17 protein-coding genes are annotated in these 21314 nt (G+C 69.4%); 9 read left to right on the top strand and 8 right to left on the bottom strand.

Going from position 1 to position 21314, the window contains the following annotated elements; translation table 11 throughout:
* Positions 1 to 19: 19 nt before the first annotated feature.
* On the bottom strand, positions 20 to 1807 hold the full coding sequence (gene gcl / locus AC07AG_RS07400; protein ID WP_478753916.1) for a glyoxylate carboligase: 1788 nt from the start codon (positions 1805 to 1807) through the stop codon (positions 20 to 22).
* 260 nt (positions 1808 to 2067) lie between these two features.
* Here gcl and AC07AG_RS07395 point away from each other — a divergent pair, with 260 nt between their 5' ends.
* The 3 genes from AC07AG_RS07395 (at position 2068) to AC07AG_RS07385 (ending at position 5282) form a co-directional block, all read left to right on the top strand.
* Complete coding sequence (locus tag AC07AG_RS07395; RefSeq protein ID WP_478752809.1) at positions 2068 to 2982, top strand: protein kinase domain-containing protein; 915 nt, start codon at positions 2068 to 2070, stop codon at positions 2980 to 2982.
* A gap of 24 nt (positions 2983 to 3006) precedes the next feature.
* A complete protein-coding gene (locus AC07AG_RS07390) occupies positions 3007 to 3966 on the top strand; it encodes a hypothetical protein (protein WP_478752807.1) in 960 nt (319 codons plus the stop codon).
* A gap of 590 nt (positions 3967 to 4556) precedes the next feature.
* Entirely contained in the window at positions 4557 to 5282 is a 726-nt protein-coding gene (locus AC07AG_RS07385; RefSeq protein ID WP_478752805.1) for a GNAT family N-acetyltransferase, read from the top strand.
* Here AC07AG_RS07385 and AC07AG_RS07380 read toward each other — a convergent pair.
* Entirely contained in the window at positions 5260 to 6867 is a 1608-nt protein-coding gene (locus tag AC07AG_RS07380; protein WP_478752803.1) for an AMP-binding protein, read from the bottom strand. The two genes, AC07AG_RS07385 and AC07AG_RS07380, sit on opposite strands and share 23 nt — an antisense overlap.
* Positions 6864 to 8546, bottom strand: a complete 1683-nt coding sequence (locus AC07AG_RS07375) for an AMP-binding protein (protein WP_478752801.1) — start codon at positions 8544 to 8546, stop codon at positions 6864 to 6866. Before AC07AG_RS07375 ends, AC07AG_RS07380 begins: the two co-directional genes overlap by 4 nt.
* Positions 8547 to 8695: 149 nt before the next feature.
* On the opposite strand from AC07AG_RS07375, the gene AC07AG_RS07370 reads away from it, so the two are divergent.
* Together AC07AG_RS07370 and AC07AG_RS07365 are read left to right on the top strand one after the other, a co-directional pair.
* Positions 8696 to 9556 carry a helix-turn-helix transcriptional regulator gene (locus AC07AG_RS07370; RefSeq protein WP_478752799.1) on the top strand — a complete coding sequence of 287 codons (861 nt, stop codon included), beginning with the start codon at positions 8696 to 8698 and terminating at the stop codon, positions 9554 to 9556.
* Between the two features lie 58 nt (positions 9557 to 9614).
* Positions 9615 to 10262, top strand: coding sequence for a LysE family translocator (locus AC07AG_RS07365; RefSeq protein ID WP_478752797.1), 648 nt, complete (start codon positions 9615 to 9617; stop codon positions 10260 to 10262).
* Positions 10263 to 10302: 40 nt separating this feature from the next.
* Here AC07AG_RS07365 and AC07AG_RS07360 read toward each other — a convergent pair whose 3' ends face one another.
* Complete coding sequence (locus tag AC07AG_RS07360) at positions 10303 to 11466, bottom strand: winged helix DNA-binding domain-containing protein (RefSeq protein WP_478753915.1); 1164 nt, start codon at positions 11464 to 11466, stop codon at positions 10303 to 10305.
* Positions 11467 to 11761: 295 nt separating this feature from the next.
* Between AC07AG_RS07360 and AC07AG_RS07355 the strand changes: the two genes are divergently transcribed.
* Both AC07AG_RS07355 and AC07AG_RS07350 read left to right on the top strand, forming a co-directional pair.
* Positions 11762 to 12934, top strand: coding sequence for a magnesium and cobalt transport protein CorA (locus AC07AG_RS07355; protein WP_478752795.1), 1173 nt, complete (start codon positions 11762 to 11764; stop codon positions 12932 to 12934).
* Between the two features lie 849 nt (positions 12935 to 13783).
* The gene (locus AC07AG_RS07350) at positions 13784 to 14473 is read left to right on the top strand and encodes a 3'-5' exonuclease family protein (protein WP_478752793.1); all 690 of its coding nucleotides are present in this window, start codon (positions 13784 to 13786) and stop codon (positions 14471 to 14473) included.
* Between the two features lie 279 nt (positions 14474 to 14752).
* Here AC07AG_RS07350 and AC07AG_RS07345 read toward each other — a convergent pair whose 3' ends face one another.
* The 4 genes from AC07AG_RS07345 to AC07AG_RS07330 all read right to left on the bottom strand — a co-directional run bounded on the left by AC07AG_RS07345 (position 14753) and on the right by AC07AG_RS07330 (position 19139).
* A complete protein-coding gene (locus AC07AG_RS07345) occupies positions 14753 to 16798 on the bottom strand; it encodes a hypothetical protein (RefSeq protein WP_478752791.1) in 2046 nt (681 codons plus the stop codon).
* 235 nt (positions 16799 to 17033) lie between these two features.
* Complete coding sequence (locus AC07AG_RS07340; protein ID WP_478752789.1) at positions 17034 to 18281, bottom strand: tyrosine-type recombinase/integrase; 1248 nt, start codon at positions 18279 to 18281, stop codon at positions 17034 to 17036.
* Between the two features lie 46 nt (positions 18282 to 18327).
* Positions 18328 to 18645 carry a helix-turn-helix transcriptional regulator gene (locus AC07AG_RS07335; protein WP_478752787.1) on the bottom strand — a complete coding sequence of 106 codons (318 nt, stop codon included), beginning with the start codon at positions 18643 to 18645 and terminating at the stop codon, positions 18328 to 18330.
* Positions 18646 to 18854: 209 nt separating this feature from the next.
* Positions 18855 to 19139 carry a helix-turn-helix domain-containing protein gene (locus AC07AG_RS07330; RefSeq protein ID WP_478752785.1) on the bottom strand — a complete coding sequence of 95 codons (285 nt, stop codon included), beginning with the start codon at positions 19137 to 19139 and terminating at the stop codon, positions 18855 to 18857.
* 257 nt (positions 19140 to 19396) lie between these two features.
* Between AC07AG_RS07330 and AC07AG_RS07325 the strand changes: the two genes are divergently transcribed.
* Both AC07AG_RS07325 and AC07AG_RS07320 read left to right on the top strand, forming a co-directional pair.
* Entirely contained in the window at positions 19397 to 20281 is an 885-nt protein-coding gene (locus tag AC07AG_RS07325) for a hypothetical protein (RefSeq protein ID WP_478753913.1), read from the top strand.
* Positions 20278 to 20994, top strand: a complete 717-nt coding sequence (locus AC07AG_RS07320) for an ATP-binding protein (RefSeq protein ID WP_478752783.1) — start codon at positions 20278 to 20280, stop codon at positions 20992 to 20994. The genes AC07AG_RS07325 and AC07AG_RS07320 overlap by 4 nt, the downstream gene beginning before the upstream one ends.
* The last annotated feature ends 320 nt before the right edge of the window (positions 20995 to 21314 follow it).

Below are 21314 nucleotides of genomic sequence, written 5' to 3'. Positions count from 1 at the left end.
GAGCCGTGTGGCGCTGCCGTCAGACCTTCAGCGGCCGGATGGCGGTGGGCGCGTGGCCCGGCTCAGTCGCGATCTCCTCGAACTCCTTGACCGCGCTGATGTCGGCCGTGGGGCTCATGGAGATGTTGGTGATGCGCTCCAGGATGGCCTCGACGACGACCGGGACCTGGTGCTCCTGGGCCAGCTTCTTGGCCTGCTCGAAGGCCTGGCCCAGTTCGTTCGGGTCGGTGACGCGGATGGCCTTGCAGCCCAGGCCCTCGGCGACCTTGACGTGGTCGACGCCGTAGACGCCCAGCTCCGGACTGTTCTGGTTCTCAAACTCCAGGTTGACCTGGAAGTTGATGTCCAGGCCGATCTGGGCCTGGCGGATCAGGCCGAGGTAGGCGTTGTTCACCAGGACGTGGACGTACGGGATGCGGTGCTGCGCGCCGACCGCCAGCTCCTCGATCATGAACTGGAAGTCGTAGTCGCCGGACAGCGCGACGACCGGGGTGTCGCGGTCGGCGGTGGCGACACCGAGCGCGGCCGGGATCGTCCAGCCGAGCGGGCCCGCCTGGCCGCAGTTGATCCAGTGGCGCGGCTTGTAGACGTGCAGCATCTGGGCGCCCGCGATCTGCGAGAGGCCGATGGTGGTGACGTAGCGCGTGTCCGGGCCGAAGGCCTTGTTCATCTCCTCGTAGACGCGCTGCGGCTTCATGGGGATGTTGTCGAAGTGCGTGCGGCGCTGCAGCGTCTCCTTGCGCTCCAGGTGGGAGGCGACCCACTCGGAGCGGTCGGGGAGCTTGCCGGCGGCCTTGAGCTCCTTGGCCACCTCGACGAACAGTTCGAGCGCGACCTTGGCGTCGGAGGCGATTCCGTAGTCCGGCGCGAAGATCTTGCCGATCTGGGTCGGCTCGATGTCGACGTGCACGAACTTGCGGCCCTGGGTGTACACGTCCAGCTTGTAGCCGGTGTGACGGTTGGCCCAGCGGTTGCCGATGCCGAGGACGAAGTCCGACTCCAGGAACGTCGCGTTGCCGTAGCGGTGGCCGGTCTGCTGGCCGACCATGCCCGCGTTCAGGTCGTGGTCGTCGGGGATCGTGCCCCAGCCCATCAGGGTCGGCACGACAGGGGTGTTGGTGATCTCGGCGAACTCGACCAGGAGGTCGGATGCGTCGGCGTTGATGATGCCGCCGCCGGCCACGATCAGCGGACGCTCGGACTCGACCAGGAAGGTGATGGCCTTCTCGATCTGGGCACGGGTCGCGGACGGCTTGTAGACCGGCAGCGGCTCGTACGTGTCGATGTCGAACTCGATCTCGGTCTGCTGGACGTCGATCGGCAGGTCGATGAGGACCGGACCCGGACGGCCCGAGCGCATCAGGTGGAACGCCTGCTGGAAGATGCCGGGGACCTGCGCGGCCTCCAGGACCGTGACGGCCATCTTCGTGACCGGCGTGGCGATCGACGCGATGTCGACGGCCTGGAAGTCCTCCTTGTGGAGCAGGTGCGTGGGCGCCTGGCCGGTGATGCAGAGGATCGGGATCGAGTCACCGGTCGCGGAGTACAGACCGGTGATCATGTCGGTGCCCGCCGGGCCCGACGTACCGATGCAGACGCCGATGTTGCCGGGGTTGGCGCGGGTGTACCCCTCGGCCATGTGCGAGGCGCCCTCGACGTGCCGGGCGAGCGTGTGGTCGATGCCACCGCCCTCCTGTAGCGCCTTGTAGAACGGGTTGATCGCCGCGCCGGGCACACCGAACGCGTTGGTGACGCCCTCACGCTTGAGGATCTCAACTGCCGCGCGGACAGCGGTCATACGGGCCATGGGGTTCTCCTGCTTCGACAACAGCTTCGACAGCTTGATCAGCTTTTCGGCTGACGGATACGGCTGGCGGATCCGGCTCCCGTCGCGCCCCGCGGTGAGCTTCTGTTTCCGCATTGTGGAAAAGATGTTCTGCTATATGGAAGCAATGTAGGCGGGTCCAGTGGAGACCGTCAAGAGATGTCCGGGAACCGGGCCGCCCGAGGGGCGCGTCCCAGTCGTTGAATTCGCATGGAATTCGGCCACACCATCGGGGGTCGAGCGTGGCCAGTTCACCGGACGCGGCGTCATTGACCCGACATCGGTACGGCCGCTGGGCGGCGGGCCCGCTGCTCGGGCAGGGAAGCCTCGGGCGGGTCTTCCTCGCGCACGACGGAGCGGGGCGCGCCGCCGCCCTCCGGGTCGTGCACGCCTCACTCGCCGGTGACCAGGAGTTCCGTACGCGCTTCGCCCGCGAGGTCCACGCCATCGGCGCGGTACGGGGGCGCCGGATCGCCGCGCTCGTCGACGCGGATCCGCAGGGTGCGGTGCCCTGGCTGGCCACGGAGTACGTCCCCGGCCCGACGCTCGCCACACGGGTACGGGATCTCGGCGGGCCGATCGGTACGCCGGAGCTGCGCGCCTTGGCGAGCGCACTCGCCGGGGCGCTGAACGACATCCACCGGGCGGGGCTCGTGCACGGTGGCCTGCGGCCGTCGAAGGTGATCCTGTCCGCCGACGGGCCCCGTGTGGTCGGCTTCGGCACGGGAACGCGGGCAGGGCGGGGAGGCACGTCGGGAGGGACGCCGGGAGGGACAACGGAGTACACGGCGCCCGAGGTCCTGGCGGCACGGGGCGGGGTGGCACGGGGCGGGGTGGCCAAGCCGCCGGCGGACGTGTTCTCGCTAGGCGCGGTACTCGCCTTCGCGGCGACGGGGCGAGGCGGCTTCGCCCCCGAAGGCGGGAACCCGGCACTGCCGGGCGTACCGAGGGAGCTGCTCCCCCTCGTCACCGCCTGCCTCGCCGGGCACCCCACGGCCAGACCGGCCCCACGCACGATCGCCCGTATGGCGGGCCTTCCCCTGCCGGGCAGCCGCCGCCGCGCCCTGACCCTGGCGGGCACGCTGTTCTTGGCTCAACTGGCTGCCGAGGCAGGCCCACTTGGTGGACGATGGAGGTCACGAACCGGCGAGCGGTGACGGTTACGGTGACGGGTGAGGGTGATGACGGACAGCGGCGTCCCGGTACGGTGCCCGGTCTGCCGGCGCGAGCATGTGTACGCCCCTCCCTCCTACCCCTGCGCGTGCGGCGCCCCCGTGGTGCCGCCGGTGGCGCGCGGCGCGACGGTGACTCCGGTGACGGACCGGACGTGGGCGGAGGAGTGGGTGACCGTGCGGTGCCGGATGTGCGGCCGCCGCGATCAGTGGCCACAGCCCGAGCTGGGGTGCGGGTGCGGGGCGGTGCTGCGGATTCCGGTGCGGGCGGTACAGGCACCGTCGAACGAGCCTGCGGCACAGGCCCCGCCGAACGACCCCGAGGTGCAGACCCCGCCGAACGACTCCGCGGCGGAGGCACAGCCGACCGACCCCGTGGTAGAGGCACAGCCGACGGGCCCCGTGGTAGAGGCACAGCCGACGGGCCCCGCGACAGAGACGCGACCGGCCGACCCCGCGACAGAGACGCGACCGGCCGACTCCGCGACAGAGGCGCGACCGGCCGCCCCGACGCCTCCGGCAACACCGGAAGCTCCGACCCCACCCGAAGCCCCGGCGCACATCTCGCTGCCCCGGACGGCTCCGACGCCTCGGCCCGCCTTCCAACCGGTGCCGGTGCGCACGGCGCGGGACGCGGTGACGGTGGCGGCGCTGTACCTGCGGTGGCTCGGGTACGGGGAGATCCGGGGAGCGGTCAAGCGGGCGCCTTCCGGGGTGCGGGTCGCGGCGCGGGGCATGATCGCGCTGATCGAGCCGTCCGTGCAGCCGACCTCGCTCCGTGACGTGGAGTGCGTATGGCTCAGCGCCATGACCGAGTCCGTGAGCTGCGTCTGCTTCTCCCTCGCGGGCTACGAGGAACCGGCCCGCGCACGGGCGGACGCACTGTCGATCCCGCTGTTCGTCATAGACCTCACGGGAACGCCACAGCCGGTGAACAGCGCGGCGGACGAGCTGATGGCCGCGGGGTAGGTAGACGCCTCGCGGGGCGGCGGGCGGCGGACGGCGGGCGAGGGTCGCTGGGGCGAGGGCCACCCGGGCCGACGGACGAGGGAAGGCTACGGGGCAACCACCCCACCCGGACCACCGAACGAAAGCCCGGCACGCGACAAACGCCCCACCGCACCGCCGGACAAGAACCGGCCCGCGGCAATCACGCCCCCGGCCGCGGACAAGAACCGGCACACGGCAATCACACCCCGGCCACCGGACACGGAACCACCGCGGGGCAAACGCGCCACCCCGACCACCGGACAAGGGACCACCGCGGGGCAAACGCCCCACCCCGACCACGGAACGAAAGCCCGCCACGCGGCAAACGCCCCACCCCACCGCCGGACAAGAACCGGCCCGCGGCAATCCCGCCCCCGGCCGCCGGGCGCGGGACCATCGCGGGGCAAACGCGCCACCCCGATCACCGGACACGGGACCACCGCAGGGCAAACGCCCCACCCCGGCCGCCGGACAAGACACCACCCCACCGCAAACGCGCCACCCCAGCCACCGCACAACACACCACCGCGGGGCAATCACGCCCCCCGGTCGCCGGGCAAGGGACCACGGTGGGGCAAACGCCCCACCCCGACCACCGCACAGGACACCACCACACGGCACCCCCCCACCCCAGCCACCACACAACACACCACCACGGGGTAATCGGGTGGGTGGGAGGGAGGGCATCCGCCGCGAAGCGGCGGGACAGAAAAACCGGGAGCCGCCAGGCCAGGGACAGCCATACTCAGCAGATGCGCATCCGCCCAGCCACGAGAGCCGAGCTCCCCACGCTCCAGGACATCGAACGCGCCGCAGGCGCCCCCTTCCGCGCCCTCGGCATGGCGGCGATCGCCGACGACGAGCCCCCCGCCCTCGCCCTCCTGGAAGAATTCCGCCACGCAGGCAGAGCCTGGGTAGCCACAGGCGAGAGCGACGGCACCCCCGTCGCGTACCTCCTCAGCGAACCCGTGGACACGGCAGAGCACATCGAGCAAGTCACCGTCCACCCCCGAGCGGCGCGCCACCGCATCGGCCAGGCCCTGATCGAGCACACAGCGGAGCGCGCCCGCGAAGAGGGGCGAGAAGCCCTCACCCTCACCACCTTCGCGGACGTCCCCTGGAACGCCCCCTACTACGCCCGCATCGGCTTCCACGTGCTCGCCGAAGCCGAACTCACCCCGGGGCTCCGAAAGATCCGCGCCCACGAGGCCGAGCTCGGCCTCGACCGCTGGCCCCGCGTGGCCATGCGCCGCGAGCTCGCCCCCGGCGGGGCTACGCCCCGTACCGCTCCCTGAGCTCGATCTTTCGCACCTTCCCCGACACCGTCATGGGAAAGCTCTCCAGGATCCGCAGCCCGGCCGGGATCTTGTAGTGCGCCAACTGCCCCTCGCAGAAGGCCCGCAGTTCCTCCAGCGACAACGGATCCTCCGCGTCCCGAAGGATCACGCAGGCCAGCGGCACCTCCCCGTAACGCTCGTCGGGGACACCCACCACCTGGACGTCCGCGATCTTCGGGTGGCCGTACAGGAACTCCTCGATCTCGCGCGGGTAGATGTTCTCGCCACCCCGGATGATCATGTCCTTGATGCGGCCCACGATCTGGACGTAGCCGTCATCCCGCATGACCGCCAGGTCACCCGTGTGCATCCACCGCCCGGCGTCGATCACCTCCGCCGTCCGCGAAGGCTCATTCCAGTAGCCGAGCATCACGCTGTAGCCCCGCGTGCACAACTCGCCGGAGGCGCCCCGCGGCAGCGTCACGCCGCTGACCGGTTCGACGACCTTCACCTCGATGTGCGGCAGCACGCGCCCCACCGTTCCGGTCCGCCGCTCCAGGTCGTCCGTGCGGCGGGTCTGGGTCGAGACCGGGGACGTCTCCGTCATGCCGTAACAGATGGAGACCTCCTCCATGTGCATCTCGGCGACCACCCGCTTCATCACCTCGACCGGGCAGGGCGAGCCCGCCATGATGCCGGTGCGCAGCGAACTCAGGTCGTACGTCGCGAAGTCGGAGAGGTTCAGCTCCGCGATGAACATCGTCGGCACCCCGTACAGCGACGTGCAGCGCTCGCGCTCCACCGCGTGCAGCGTGGCGACGGGGTCGAAGGACGGTGCCGGGATGACGATGCAGGCGCCGTGGGACGTGGCGCCTAGATTCCCCATGACCATGCCGAAGCAGTGGTAGAACGGCACAGGGAGGCACACCCGGTCCTGCTCCGTGTAGCCGACCGTCCGGCCCACCCAGTAGCCGTTGTTGAGGATGTTGTGGTGGGAGAGGGTCGCCCCCTTGGGGAAGCCGGTCGTACCCGAGGTGTACTGGATGTTGACGGGGTCGTCGCAGCTCAACTCCCCCTCACGTACGGCGAGTTCACCACCATCCACCGCCCCCGCCGCGTCCAGGAGCTCGTCCCACGAACCGTCCCCGATGTAGTGGACGGACCTCAGTTCGGGGCAGCCGGGCCGCACCTGCTCCACCAGCGCCCGGTAGTCGCTCGACTTGTGCGCCTGCGAGGCGACAAGAACCGTCACCCCGGCCTGCTTGAGCACGTACTCCAACTCGTGCGCACGGTAGGCCGGGTTGATGTTCACCATGATCGCGCCGATCCGCGCGGTGGCGTACTGCACGAGCACCCACTCGGCGCAGTTCGCCGCCCAGATGCCGACGCGATCACCCTTGGCGACCCCGACCCCCATGAACCCCCGGGCCAACTGCTCGACGGCGGCGCCGAATTCGGCGTACGTCCAGCGCGTCCCCGCCGCCACGTCCACCAGCGCGTCACGCTGGGGCCAGGCCTCGATCGCCCGGTCGAGGTTGCGCCCGATGGTGTCTCCGAGCAGCGGCGTCGTACTGACACCGTGGGCATACGACAGTTCGCTCACCGGTAGTCCTCCTCGCGGTACTCGGCGTCGGAGCTCGCGGCCGTGGCCTCGCGCAGCTCGATCCGGCGGATCTTGCCGGAGACGGTCTTGGGGAGCGGGCCGAACTCGATGCGGCGCAGCCGCTTGTAGGGGGCGAGGACCGCGCGCGAATGCTCGAAGAGCAGCTTCGCGGTGTCCGGTCCGGGCTCGAATCCGGCGGCGAGGACGACGTACGCCTTCGGGACGGCGAGCCGCAGGGCGTCGGGCGCGGGCACGACCGCCGCCTCCGCGACCGCCTCGTGCTCCAGGAGCGCGCTCTCCAGCTCGAACGGGGAGATCTTGTAGTCGGATGCCTTGAAGACGTCGTCGGATCGGCCCACGTACGTGATGTAGCCGTCGGCGTCGCGGTAGCCGATGTCGCCGGTGCGGTAGTAGCCGCCTGCCATCGCCTCGGCGGTGCGTTCGGGGTCGCCGTTGTAGCCGACCATCAGGCCGACCGGGTCCCCCGCGAGGTCGAGGGAGATCTCGCCCTCGTGCGCTGTCGGCTCTCCGGTGACCGGGTCGAGGAGCACGACGGCGAAGCCGGGAGTGGGCCGCCCCATCGAGCCCGCCTTCAGCTTCTGGCCGGGCGAGTTGGCGACCTGTACGGCGGTCTCGGTCTGCCCGAAGCCGTCCCTGATCGTGACGCCCCAGTCGCGCCGCACCTGGTCGATGACCTCGGGGTTGAGCGGCTCGCCCGCGGCGACCACCTCGCGCGGCGGTGTCCGCAGCTGGGTCAGATCGGCCTGGATGAGCATGCGCCAGACGGTGGGCGGGGCGCAGAAGGACGTCACTCCGGCCCGGTCCATCTCCGCCATCAGCCGACCCGCGTCGAAGCGCGTGTAGTTGTGGATGAAGACGGTCGCCTCCGCGTTCCAGGGCGCGAAGAGGTTGGACCAGGCGTGCTTGGCCCAGCCGGGCGAGGAGATGTTGAGATGGACGTCGCCGGGCTTGAGCCCGATCCAGTACATCGTCGCCAAGTGGCCGACGGGGTACGAGACATGGGTGTGCTCGACCAGCTTCGGGCGGGCTGTCGTGCCCGAGGTGAAGTAGAGCATCAGCGGGTCGTCGGCACGGGTGACGCCGTCGGGCTCGAAGGACTCGGGGGCGTCGTCGGCACCCGCGTACGAGACCCAGCCGTCCACGTCGGCACCCACCACGATGCGGGTGTAGGCACCGGGCACGGCGTCGAACTTCGCCGCGTCCTCGGGGCGTACGACCACGTGGCGGGCGCGTCCGCGCTCGATCCGGTCGCGCAGGTCGACGGGGCCCAGCAGCGGCGTCGCCGGGATGACCACCGCGCGCAGCTTCATCGCGGCGAGGGCGATCTCCCACAGCTCGACCTGGTTGCCGAGCATGACGACGACGCGGTCGCCGGCGCGGACGCCCTGGGCGCGCAACCAGTTGGCGACCTTGTCGGAGCGGGTGGACAGACGCGCGAAGGAGAAGCGGGTGTCCGGCCCGTCCTCCTCGACGATGTGCAGCGCGGTCCTGTCGTTGTCCCGGGCGATGACGTCGAACCAGTCGAGCGCCCAGTTGAACTGCTCGGGCCGCGGCCAGGCGAAACCCTCGTAGGCGGTGGAGTAGTCCTCACGATGCCGCAGCAGGAAGTCCCGAGCCGTGCGGAACTGTTCCGTGCCGCTGGTACCCGTCGTCCTCATTGCGCTCTCCTCGTCGCCGGTCCGATGCCCGGCACCTTTGCCGCGCTCTGCGCCGGAGTCATTGCCGGACGCTACGTAACATCGTGTAATTCGTGATGCGGGTCTCACCACCCCCGTACGGGGGTGTCCGGAAGGGAAAGGTCTTGCGCGTGACGGCTGACGGAGGCGAGGCGGTCGAGTTGCGGGCCGCGCTGCTGCGGCTGCGGCGCGGCACGGGTCTGCCGGTGGCCTTCGGTGGCCTCGTCGAGGGACAGGGACAGGGACAGGGGCAGGGGCAGCGGCAGGTGCGGATCGGTGAGCTGACGGGCACCGGGACGCGTGCGCTGTGCGGGCTCGCGGTGTCGTCGGGCAACGGCCTGGGCGGCAAGGCGGTCGCGCTCTCGCGTCCCTGCGCGGTGACGGATTACCACGACTCGCGCCACATCAGCCATGAGTACGACACCGCCGTGGCCGCGGAGGGTCTGCGCTCGGTGCTCGCGGTGCCGGTGGTGGTGAGGCGCAGGGTGCGAGGTGTTCTGTACGGGGCCCTGCGCTCGGCCCAGCCGCTGGGCGACCGGACGCTGTCGGCGGCCGTGGCTGCGGCGCGGGACGTGGAGCAGGCCATCGTCGTACGTGACGAGGTGCGCGCGCTGCTCGTGGCGGCACGGGAACCGCAGCCGGGCGCCGGGCCCGCCTGGGAGCAGGTCCGCGAGGCGCACGGCGCGCTCCGGGGTCTTGCCCCACGGATCGCCGATCCCACGCTGCGGGCAGAAATACTGGCGGTGTGCGGCCGATTGGCGTCTGCGGCCACGCTGCCGCCGGGACGCGAGCGGTCGGTCTCCCTGGCTCCGCGCGAGGTGGACGTACTCGCATGCGTGGCCGGGGGCGTGACGAACGCGGTGGCGGCGGAGCGTCTTGGGCTGCGGCCGGAGACGGTGAAGGGGTATCTGCGCGGGGCCATGCGGAAGTTGGGGGCGCACACGAGGCTGGAGGCGGTGGTGGCGGCGCGGCAGGCCGGGCTGCTGCCGTGAGCGCCTTACCGAACGACGTCGGCGGCGGGTTGAATGTCCGGCGGAGGGGGTGACGGACATGGTGTCCACGGACCGTTTTCTCGCTTTCGCGGCGATGTCACTGCTGGTGATCGTGATCCCGGGGCCGAGCGTCCTGTTCGTGATCGGCCGGGCCCTGGCCCATGGCCGGCGCACTGCCGTGGCGACGGCACTCGGCAACGTCGTCGGGTCGTACGCCCTGGTCGTCGCGGTCGCGTTCGGCGTCGGATCGCTCGTCGAGCGGTCGGCCGCGGTGTTCATGGCGGTGAAGCTCGCGGGCGCCGCCTACCTGATCTTCCTCGGCATGCAGGCGTTCCGGCACCGCAAGGAGATGCGGGCGCAGTCATGGGGGACGGAGTCCCCCGGGGAGGCGCGCACCGACGTGCGCACGGTCCTGGACGGTGCGCTCGTCGGCGTGACGAACCCGAAGGGCATCGTGTTCTTCGCCGCGGTGCTGCCCCAGTTCGTCGACCACGCGGCCGGTCATCTGCCCGCGCAGATGCTGCTCCTCGGGCTCGTCCCGATCAGCATCGGCCTGGTCACGGACACGTTGTGGGGGCTGACGGCCTCCGCGGCCCGTTCGTGGTTCGCGCGCTCGGACCGGCGCCTTTCGCTGATCGGCGGGGCCGGGGGCGTCACGATGATCGGGCTCGGCGTGACGGTCGCGGCGACGGGCCGGGCGGACTGAGGCCGCGGCGACGGCCACGCCGGACCGGGGCCTTCGCCGCTCAGCGCTCGATGACCGTGCCGAAGCGGACGTCGTACGTCGCGGCCCCGCACAGCGGGCCGCGCAGCAACCGCTCCGCCTCATCGGTCAGTTCGCGGCGCTGAGCCTTGGTCAGGGTGCCGAACGGTTCGATGGTGAGGACGGCGGAGTCCTTGTCCTCCCCCGCGCCCTCCTCCATGCGCCACACACCCTCCAGGAAACCGTCGATCAGGAAGACGCTGTAGGCGAGGTTCCCCTTCCAGGTGCGGCCCTTGTACTCGGGCGGCACGACCCGGCTCCGGTCGGCGTGTGACAGGAGGAGGTTGTCGAACTCGGGCAGGAGGCGCGCCGGAGCGGGGGTGTCCGCATCCGGGCGGGGCGCGTCGGGAAGGTCGAAGAGCTCGGCTCCCTTCTCGTCGCGGAACGTACGCAGTTGGGGCCGCAGCCGCTCGAAGACCTCGCGCAGCCGTGTCAGACCCGCCCAGGTCTGCATGTCCTTGACGGACGCGGGCCCGAAGGCGGCGAGGTAGCGCAGGACGGTGGCGTCGGGCGCGGGCACCGGCTCGCTCGGGCGGCCGATCCAGTGCTCGGCGGTGGTGAGCGCGACCTGCCCGCTGCGCCGCCACAGGCCACGCGGGGTGACCTGGACCAGCGGCAGTGAGCAGCGGGCGGCGACGGCGAGCGACTGCGGGTCGGCGTCGGGCCAGCGGGGCAGCAGGACCTCGCGCAGCTGCTTCATGGTCCGGGGCTCCTCCTCGACGGCGGCGCGGGCGAGCGAGGCGAGTTCCTTCAGGTCGACTCCGATGAGCCCCTTGCGGAAGGCGTGCAGCTCACGGTCGCGCGCGGCCTGTACCAGCGGGCGCAGGGTGAGGGCGTCGTCGGCGGTGTGCAGGTGGATGGTGGAGCGCATGGTGACGATGCGTACGAGGTCGCGGGCGGCCAGCGGCCCGGAGAGGTCCTCCGGGTCGAACCCTTCGAGCCGGGCGGCGAGCGCGAAGTAGGGCGGCTTCACGTTCTGCGCCTGGAGGCCGAGGAGGTGGGCGACGGCGCCGTCGACGGAGAGGTCGGCCGAGCGGCGCAGGAGGAGTTGGCGGTCGAGGGTGGCGCGGTTGAGGGCGCGGGGACCGAGTACGGGGGCGGGGTGCACCTGCGCGCCCGTGCGAGCGGCTTTCCTCCGCGTGACCATCGCCTCCGCGGCGGAAGTCGCCTTCGCCGCACCCGTCGTCTCCGCCGCAGCCGTCGTCTTCGCCGCACCCGTCGCCTTCGCCGCACCCGTCGTCTTCGTCATGCTCCGCACGCTAGCGGGGCTTGCGGACATCTGCTGTCCGCAAGGGCGCCGAGATGTCGCCACGCCCGCGACTTTTGGGACGTATATCCTGCTTCGAAGCCATCAGCAACCAGGACGCACGTTCGACACCATCAGGCGCCATCGGGCACCACCAGGTGCCGCCAGGCGCCATCAGACATCGGAGGCAGCCAGCATGGCGGAGCGCCGGGCCCGGCCCGAACCGAGCGCGAAGAGGCACGGCTGGCGGCGCACCGCCCCGGCCAAGGCCGCTTCGGCCTCAGGGAACGGGGACTCCGCACACCCCGAGGCGACGCCCGCACCCTCCTCCCCCGCACCGGCGGACACCGCGAGCGTCGTGCAGGCCGCGCTCTACCGGGACGGGGTCCGCGTCGCGACGCCCGCCTCCCTCGCCGACACCTTCCGGGAGCTGCGCGAGCAGCAGGACGGCATGGCGTGGATCGGCCTCGCCCGGCCGACGGAGGCCGAACTACGCACACTGGCAGCCGAGTTCGACCTGCACGAGCTCGCCGTCGAGGACGCGATGGAGGCCCACCAGCGGCCGAAGCTGGAGCGCTACGGAGAGACCCTCTTCGTCGTCCTGAGCGCGGCCCGCTACCTGGACGCCTCCGAGGAGGTCGACTTCGGCGAACTGCACGTGTTCGTGGGCCCCGACTTCGTCATCACGGTGCGCCACGGAGCCGCCCCGGACCTGACCGCCGTACGCCGCCGCATGGAGGAGAGCCCCGAACTCCTCAAGCTCGGCCCGGAGGCGGTCCTGTACGCGATCCTGGACGCGGTGGTCGACGGGTACGCCCCGGTCGTGGCCGGCGTCCAGAACGACATCGACGAGATCGAGACCGAGGTCTTCAGCGGCGACCCGGAGGTCTCACGCCGCATCTACGAACTCTCCCGAGAAATGGTCGAGTTCCAGCGCGCGACCCGCCCCCTGGTGGCCATGCTGCACTCCCTGATGGCGGGCTTCGCGAAGTACCGCACCGACGAGGAACTCCAGCGCTACCTACGCGACGTGGCCGACCACGTCACGCACACCAGCGAACGCGTGGACGGCTTCCGCCAGGCCCTCACCGACATCCTCACGGTCAACTCCACGCTCGTCACGCAGCAACAGAACGCGGAGATGCGGGCGTTGGCGGAGGCGGGGTTCGAGCAGAACGAGGAGATCAAGAAGATCTCGTCGTGGGCAGCCATTCTGTTTGCACCCACGTTGGTGGGAACGATCTACGGGATGAACTTCGATGAGATGCCGGAGTTGCACTGGGCCTTCGGCTATCCGTTCGCGATCGGGCTGATGGCAGTGGTGTGCGTCAGTCTGTACTTCATCTTCAAGCGGCGGGACTGGCTGTAGCTACAGACCTCCCCGCCTTGATCAACTTCGCGTACGCGAAGGTCCAATAGAGCCTCTCCCGACTTCCTGGGGAGAATCAGGGGAGAATGCGCTGCGCTGGGGAGTGCGCGATCACCTCCCCAACCTGCGGTTCCACACCTGTCGAGCGTCCCGGCTCCAGTCGAGTACCTGCCGTTGACCGTCACCGAGAGTGGCTGGCGGGGCCGGGACTCAGTGAGCCGGCCGCAGAGCTGGTGCCGGTGCCGGTACATCCGCAGACCGGCGAGATGTGGCAGCCGAGAGCGGCGGCGTGGCTGTGCCCGTCGAGGCCACGGGGCCTAGTTGGTCTTCCCGCCCCATCGATCCCCTGCCGCCACACCCGTGGTCGCCTCCGGCCGTCTGGCGATGCCCTCCGGCACACGCTGGCGCGGATGCCGCCGTCCTGGAACCGTGGCTACGGGAGATCTACGACCGTAGGTATTAGACCCGGGCAGCATTGGATCCTCATCGAGGTGGCCAATGAACAGTCAAGTTCGAACAAACCAATTCGCGGGTCGCTGCGCCCGGTGCAGCGCGGAAGTCGCGGCTGAGGCTGGCGTACTGCTCCGCAGCGCTTGGGGTGGCTGGGTGGTCTATCACCCAGCGCACGCACCGGTACCCGATCCGGACGGCACCACGTCGGACCCCTCCGCGATGCGGCCCAACCGGAGGGATGGGGAGTGCGAGGTCTGTGGCTCGATCGTTCCGGCAGGGCTCGGCGTACTGGTGGACACCGCCTTCGGCGGATGGGACGTGTACCACCGCGAACATGCCCGCGAGCCTGCACCGCCACCCCGCCATCACCACCCGGGGTGGCACCGACGTCGCCTCATGGCCCTGGACATCGCGACCACGGGAAACCGATACAACGTCGACCGAATCCTCGGTGCCGCGCTGCGCACGAGCGACGGGACGGAGCAAACCTGGCTCATCGATCCTGGCCCCGGCCCGCTGTCTGTCACGCCTCGCAAGAATCACGGCATCTCGGTGGAGCACGCACGTGCTCGCGGGGAACCTGCCGCCCAGGCGCTGGAGGAATTGACAACCACGCTCGTCGGGCATCTGGTGACAAAGGAGCCTCTGGTGGTCTGGCACGCCCCGTTCGTGCTGACCTCGTTGGAGACGGAACTCCTCCGGCACGGGCTCACGTCACTGACCGATCGCCTGGCCAACGGTCTGTCACCGATCTGCGACCCACTCGTCCTGGACCGGCACGCCGAACCCTTCCGCTTCGGCCGGCGCACCCTGGAGGCCGTCGCCGAGTGGTACGGCATCCCGCACGAACGCCCCGGTGATCCCTCCTGCGATGCCGAAACCGCACTCGTCCTCGCACAGGTCGTCGCGGCCTGCCATCCCGCCATCGGACGATTGTCCCGACCTGCGCTTCACCGGGAACAGGCCCACTGGAACGAGCAGTTCGTACAAGAGGCAGAGGCTCGACACCCCGACAGGAACAGGGACCGTCATTGGCCCCTTGAGACAGTCCAGGTACTGGCCTGGATGGAACACGATCCCGCCTGACGCACGGTGACTCCGGCCCCTCATGCGGGGTTGCCAGGTGGCGCGTCACAGCCCGACCTGATCGAGGACTTGACGCACAGTGGCCGCGGGGACGGCTCAGTTCGCGGCAGCCCCCGCGGCGATGGCCGGATCGGCGATGCCGAGGAGTTCAATCAGCCGGTTCGCCGCGATGGTGGGGTTGGTCGCGGCACGACGTCGCACGGCCTCAACGTCATCAGCGAGCAGTGCGTCGATCGCCCCGGTCACCAGGCCGGGGCGATCGACGCAACTGAAGGAGCCCTATGGGGTGGAGTCCTCGACTCTTGCAATCCATGGCAAGCGAGCTGGCGCATGCCTCCGCAGAGTCCGGTCCACAGGCAGGAAACCCCGGACGAGTTCGAAAGGTGGAACGGCTGCCAACCGGTGACAGTCGCCGACGAGAACTTCGGCAAAGGCCAGCAGTTTACGTCGGGCTGGGACCTCAAGAAGGTCAGCTGCGGCCTTGACCGCGTTACTGATCAGCTTCGCGGTCCTGATCAACTCCTCTTTGGCGGCAGCATCCCCATGGGCCAGGGCAGGCGCCAAGCGGTTTCGTTCCCCATGGACATGGGCAGCGGCCAGGGCAAGGACCGTTGACGCTGCCGTCTCGGCGGCCTCCCCTAAATTGCCCATGGCGTTGGCCAGCACAGGCAGCACGGCGAAGGGCATGGGGTCGTTGGTCACCCAAAGGGACTCGGCAACTTGGAGCCCGGCATCCACCCCTGTGCGGTCCACGCACAGCATCGGCCGATCAGAAGAGGTCTGCCGCAATACCCAACGCTCGACGCCTGGATCTGCCATCGCAGCCCTGAGCAGAGCGCGGCATGCCTCTCGGAGTGACTCATAGGAGACGTCGGGCACCTCCAGCTGCACAAGGCTGCCGTGGCGTCGGATGTCCAGCACCGGGACTCCGGCTTCCCCGGCGGCCTGAGATATGGCGAGGTCGCGGCTGACGTGGTTCGGGTCTCCCGCGCCCCAGATGATCATTGATGCGTTCTGCGCGTAGGCCACTGCGACCCCGTGCTCGAACCCTTGGCAGATTACGCGAGCACGGACCGCTGTTTCCCGTACCTGCCCCAGCTCGGCCGGCTGTCCGCCCAGAAGGAGCCTGGTGTTAACGGGGTCCCAACGAAAGTCCTCGTGCGCGTTGGCGTTGCGCCACTCGGAGTGGATCGTCGAAGCCAGGAGCTGGCACAGCAACTGGCCGTCTTCGCTCGTCAGCAAGTCACGTACGGTGGCGAGTGACGAATTTTGTGGAACCACCCTTCCTAGAAGCTCCAAGACCACCGTGGCCGTGCGCTTAACGTCACCTTCCAGCACGGCCCGGTACAGATCCATCACCGCACGCACCTTCTCATCCGGGTGCTCCGCACGGTTGTAGGCATCGCGGTAGGCGATCTGTCCGCGATGGGAGAACAACATCTCCGGCTCACGATCGACGTGTCGTCCGATCACCGAACATGTCAGTTCCGGATCGGTCTTCAGATGGGACGTCACCAGATCGCGTGCCCGAAGCGCGGCACGATGCGCCATCAACGGGCGGTCGGACAGCGCGAGGCCAGCGAGGTGATGGAGCAGGTTCACCGTCAGCGGTGTCGCATCATCGATCAGATGCTGCATGCTCCGGCGCAGCCGACGCTCAAGCGATTTCGGGTGCTTCGCCCAAGCGGCCAGCAAGCGCGCTCGTGACGACACGCCTGACCCACGATGCAGCTGCTCGACCGGCACCCCGAGGGCTCGCTGGTAGATGTCCTCACCCGGAGAGTCGGCATGATCAGCCCCGGCGGCAACCTCCAGCCCCTGGCCGGCCATTTGGGCCTCAAGAGCATTTCGCCGTACTGCTGCCCAAGCGGACTCCTCCCAATCTTGTTCCATACAGACAAACAGCGCCTCAACCTCGCGCCAGTTCGCTAGCGCCAAGTCGAAGGCCAACCGCTGTTCGGCCGCGCTAGTGCGAGATGGCGCGAACCGGGACACTTCTTCTACGGCAGCACCTACGGCGACAACAGACGCGCTGAGACTTCGCAACAACTCGGGGAGCTGCTTCCCGACCGCCCGACCAGAAGCGGTGCGCAGGCGCAGGATCTCCACCACCTTCTCGTCGGTCGTCCGCTGCAGCCCGAGCAGATCAGCGTCCGACAACACCGACTTCCATTGCGCGCGGATCACTGGCACATACGCGACTTCCCGCTGCCGCACTATCCGCTTGGGAGGCGGGGAGACACCCATCTTCCCGATGACGGCACGCGCAGCGGCACAGAAGTCTCGCTCGACCGCGCCCAGTTGCTCTGGAAGGGATACGTCCACCAGCACAGGATGACACTGACCCTCAACCCAGAACCTGTGGATTTCCACCGCCGTTGGCGTCCTACATAGTGCCAATCAAGCAGAGTTGGACCATCAGACCGACATCGCTGACCGGTCTCCAGTAGGTCATCGTCATCGACCTGTCTGGCCCTGATGGAATCGGCTGCGCGGCTCAAGCCTTGGCGATGTTGAGCACAACGGGTGGCACAGCGTGCGCTGTGCCACCCGTTCCCCCTCACACGCTCGCGAGGCCCTCTGGTACGTACTCAGGAACCACCCCAAGCAACGCGTCGACGGCCGCTCGGCCCTTCCCGCCAGCCTCCGGCATGAAGTGGGCATAGTGGTCGAGGGTGATGGTCGGGCTGGAATGGCCGAGCCATCGGGCCAGCGTGACGACGGACTCGCCCGCTTCAAGGATGACCGAGGCGAAGGTGTGCCGGAGCACGTGGAATCCGTCCTTGCGAGACGCCTTCCAGCGCTTGCCCTTCTCCCGCATGGGGATGACCCCTGCCGCAGCAAGAGCGGGCTTCCAGACCTCGTCGTTGAAGATGTTGGCGCGCAGCGCGTTGCCGTACGTCGTCGTCAGGACGAGCGGGAAAGTCCGCTTTTCCCGCTCCGGCTCCGGGCCGCCCCACGGCAACTCGACCTCGACAGCTGGGTACTGCAGGAAGTGCGCCGCCAACTCGGCAGCGACGGAGCCGGGCATGTCGACGATGCGCGTCTTCCCGCCCTTGGGCAAGGTGAAGTACAAACGACCGTTGAGTAGTTGAACCTGTCTGCGTACGCGGATGATCCCGCGCTGGAAGTCGACGTCCTCCGGCGAGAGACCAAAGACCTCTCCCTGCCGCAGCCCACAGCCGAGTGCGACCACGACCGCGATGCGGTAACGCGTTCTGATCGCGTCCCGCATGCGCTGCGCGGTCTCCAGCGGCCACGCCTCCCGCTGGTCCTCCGGCACCTTGGGCCACCGCACCGACTTGGCACGCATCGGATTGCGTACCAGGCGCTTGTCGTCGATGGCCGTCTCGAAGATGTTCGAGAGGGAGGTGAGTATCTGGCGTGCGTATCGCGGCGCGCACTCACCTTCGAGCGTGGCAATGTAGCTGCGCAGGACGGCCGCTGACACGTCCCTCAGCGGCACTGTGCCGAGGTGCGGAAGGACGTGGAGGCGTACTCGCTCGTCGACGCGTTTGACCGTGCCCGGCGCCCCGCGAACGCCAGCTTTCCAGTAGCGGGTGACGTAGTCGGCGACGGTGATGGAGCCATCGCGCGGGTCGACGAACTCACCGCGCTCACTGTCGGTTCCAGACCTGCGCAACCACGCTTTGGCGTCCTCCAAGGTGTCGAACGACATGTCCCGGACGCCAGGGATCCCGGAGACGCGGTATCGCGAGCCCTTCCCATAGCGGGCAGTGCGCTCCCGCTTGCCAGTGGCGGGATCCTTCTTCTTGTTGATCCAGCGGTCTTCGATGTAGCCGGCCAAGTATTTCCTCAGGATCGGGGGTGGGAGTGCCGTTGACGCTGAGGCGTCAGGCCGTGGCCGAGTAGCCGGCGCGGCGCTGCGGGGCCGCGCTCACGGGATCCAGGGCCGGGTTCGAGCGCGAGTCGGCCTGCTCCTGCTCGCGTATCCAGGCATCGAGCGCATCGAGCCGGTACGTCACACGCCCACGGGCACCCATCCGGAAGCTCGGCGGCCCTTGCCGACGGTGCCGCCAGACGTAGAGCGTGCGAGGCGAAAGGCCGAGGTAGGCAGCCGCTTCCCGCACCCCGAGAAATGCACGATCGACGGCGGAGGAATGCGCGAGGGCGAAAGAACGAGCGGAGGGAAGCGTGACGATTTCAGGCAAGAGGATCCTTCAATTGGGAACACAATGAGGTACGGCTTGTAACGACGACTGAAACCGTGCGTCGCGACAGACCTTTCCTGGAGGCCCCCTGTTTCCACTCGCCGTAGATCCTGCTGCACGAGGATTCACGGAACGCGTGGAAACGGGGGACTCGCTGGGAGGTTCAATGATGCGGAGAATCGCCGGTTTGGGTAACCGGCGATCGTCGGCTATGTTGCCCCCGCGCTGACCGGCTCCAGGGACTCGGCGGGACCGCCGAGGAGCGCGCAGGGGGAGACACCGAGGGCGGCGGCGATGGCGACGAGATCGTCGATGTCGCAGCGCCGGACCCTGCGTTCGATGCGAGAGAGCGCGGTGAAGGTCATTCGCCGGCCCTGAGCGGTGACGCGAGTGGCGAGCTGACGCTGGGAGTAGCCACGGGCGGTGCGGGTGCGCACGAGGGCGCGGGCGGCGGCCTGTCCCGCGGGCCCTATTTCGAGAGGATGTGGGGGCATGGTTGTGTTGTAGCTTCCGCTCGCCCCTTTACGGAAGCGCTATTCGTCTGCCGTGAGCGATGCGCCGATCGACGGCGATTTCGGCAACCGGGGTTCCGGGGCTACGGTATTGGCCCCCGCACGGAAGTAGTACAGAGTTTGTGAACTAACTCTGGACTTTCGCGCCCTGGGTGTGGCTGTGTTGTCCACGCCCCCAGCACTGCCTCCCCCGCTCCCGAATTCCCTGCCCCGATTTACGACGAAGGTGGTCGAACGACATCGCCCGAATCCGCACCATCAAGCCCGAGGCGTTCGCGTCCGAATCCTTGGCAGCCGTCACCCTCTCCGCCGAGCGGACCTTCTTCGGCCTGCTCACCCAGGCCGACGACCACGGCCGGTATCGCGACCAGGCCGCCGTCATAGCCGGCCTGCTGTGGTCCCTGCGCCCCGAGCACGGGCCCATGGGCGTCGAGGACGACCTCAACCAGCTCGACACCGCCGGCCTGATCTGCCGGTACGAGGGCGTGGACGGGAAGCGGTACCTGCACGTCGTCACCTTCGCCCGGCACCAGAAGGTCAACCGGCCCAGCGGCGTCCGCCATCCCGATTGCCCGTACCACGATCTCGGCCTGACGCGTGAGTCCGTACCGCCTACGCGCGGAGCCCTCACCGAGCCCTCCACGCAGGCTCTCGGAGGAGGTAAGGAAGGCTCCGTGAGCCAGGAAGGCGCAGGTCAGAACGGATTCCTTGAGCCCTCACCACGAACGCGGAAGCAAGCGGTGAGCACTCACGGTCCGGATCTAGGACCTAGGAACAGGGATCTAGGATCTACTCCGTTGGGGGGCGCAAGCGCCCACGCACCCGAGACCGTCTCGGCCAAGACCCTCATAGGCGAGTACGCCGCCGCCTGCCCCAATCGGCCTCCCAGCAGCTTCCTGGGGCACCTCGGCAAGCAGACCGCCCAGTTGCTCGCCGATGGCATCGACGCGGCGCACGTGCGCGCCGGGCTTGAGCGGCTGCGTGCCAAGGGCCTGCACCCCAGCGTGCTGCCGAGCCTAGTCAACGAGGCCATGAACCCGCCCACGGCGAGCGGCACGTCCGCAGGGCACCGGCCGTGGACCAACCCGATCGACGCACAGTCCGCGTACGGGGGTGAGCTGTGAGCACGAAGACATCTGCCCGCGAGCCACGCCAACTGGGCGGCGCCGTGGCCAAGCTGGAGGCGATCCTGGCCTCCCGCGACATCGACCTCACCGCCGTGGTCGACGCGACGCCATCGCCGGAACCGGTGACCGCTCTGGAGCTGGCCGCCGCCCGCATCCCGCGCCGCTACCGCGACGCCCTGGCCGACCACCCCGACGTATCGCCCTGGGTCGAGGAGATCGCAGCTGCCGGACGACCGGGGCCGGGCGGCGCACCGGGCATCGCCTACGGGCCCTCGCTGCTGATCGCGGGTCCTACCGGCACCGGCAAGACCTACCAGGCGTACGGCGCCATCCGCTCGCTGCTCGGCGCCGGAGTCCGGCTGCGCTGGGAGGCCATCACCACCGCCGAACTGCACGCCACCCTGCGCCCACGCCAGGGCCACGACGGCGAACGCCGCTTCCAGGAACTGGCCCGCAGCCCGCTGCTGCTGGTCGACGACCTCGGCGCCGCCAAGGCATCGGAGTGGACCGAGGAGCTGGCCTACCGGCTCATCGACCACCGGTACGTCCACGAGCTGCCCACCCTCATCACCACCAACGTCCCCATCGCCGACCTGCGGACCGCCGTAGGCGACCGCGTCGCCTCCCGCCTCGCCGAGATGACCCGCCGCGTCATTCTCGACGGCCCCGACCGCAGGCGCGGCACAAGCACCGGCACGCACGGGTATTAACAGGCCCTTGCTCCCCGGCGCCGCCTGATCCGCTGAGCCGCCTCGTCGACAGCAACCTGGCCGCCATTGGTCGACTGCGTCACCGGAGGGCCGAGGGCGGGCAGCAGACCCGCTTCTGCGCCTCCTCCCGCCGCCTGACCGCCGTCGGCTGAGCCCTGACCGGCCCGCGTGGAGCGATCGCGCCCGCGTGTACGCCCCTCCGTGCCCCCTTCACGCCCGCCCCACAAGTCCCACTTCCCCCTGGAGCCCTCCGCCTTGCACTCCCCTGCCCCGAGCGCCCGGGCAGCCGTACGCGGAAGCCGCAGCGTCCGCGACGGCAT

The organism is Streptomyces sp. NPDC044044, assembly GCF_056434405.1.
The sequence above is the reverse complement of the archived record's forward strand: the minus strand, read 5'-3'. Positions and strand labels throughout refer to the sequence as shown.

Excerpts from the sequence above, each read along its gene's own strand:
- gcl (WP_478753916.1), bottom strand. The coding sequence starts at position 1,807 with ATGGCCCGTATGACCGCTGTCCGCGCGGCAGTTGAGATCCTCAAGCGT.
- AC07AG_RS07390 (WP_478752807.1), top strand. The coding sequence starts at position 3,007 with ATGACGGACAGCGGCGTCCCGGTACGGTGCCCGGTCTGCCGGCGCGAG.
- AC07AG_RS07375 (WP_478752801.1), bottom strand. The coding sequence starts at position 8,546 with ATGAGGACGACGGGTACCAGCGGCACGGAACAGTTCCGCACGGCTCGG.
- AC07AG_RS07365 (WP_478752797.1), top strand. The coding sequence starts at position 9,615 with ATGGTGTCCACGGACCGTTTTCTCGCTTTCGCGGCGATGTCACTGCTG.
- AC07AG_RS07360 (WP_478753915.1), bottom strand. The coding sequence starts at position 11,466 with ATGGTCACGCGGAGGAAAGCCGCTCGCACGGGCGCGCAGGTGCACCCC.
- AC07AG_RS07355 (WP_478752795.1), top strand. The coding sequence starts at position 11,762 with ATGGCGGAGCGCCGGGCCCGGCCCGAACCGAGCGCGAAGAGGCACGGC.
- AC07AG_RS07350 (WP_478752793.1), top strand. The coding sequence starts at position 13,784 with ATGGCCCTGGACATCGCGACCACGGGAAACCGATACAACGTCGACCGA.
- AC07AG_RS07330 (WP_478752785.1), bottom strand. The coding sequence starts at position 19,139 with ATGCCCCCACATCCTCTCGAAATAGGGCCCGCGGGACAGGCCGCCGCC.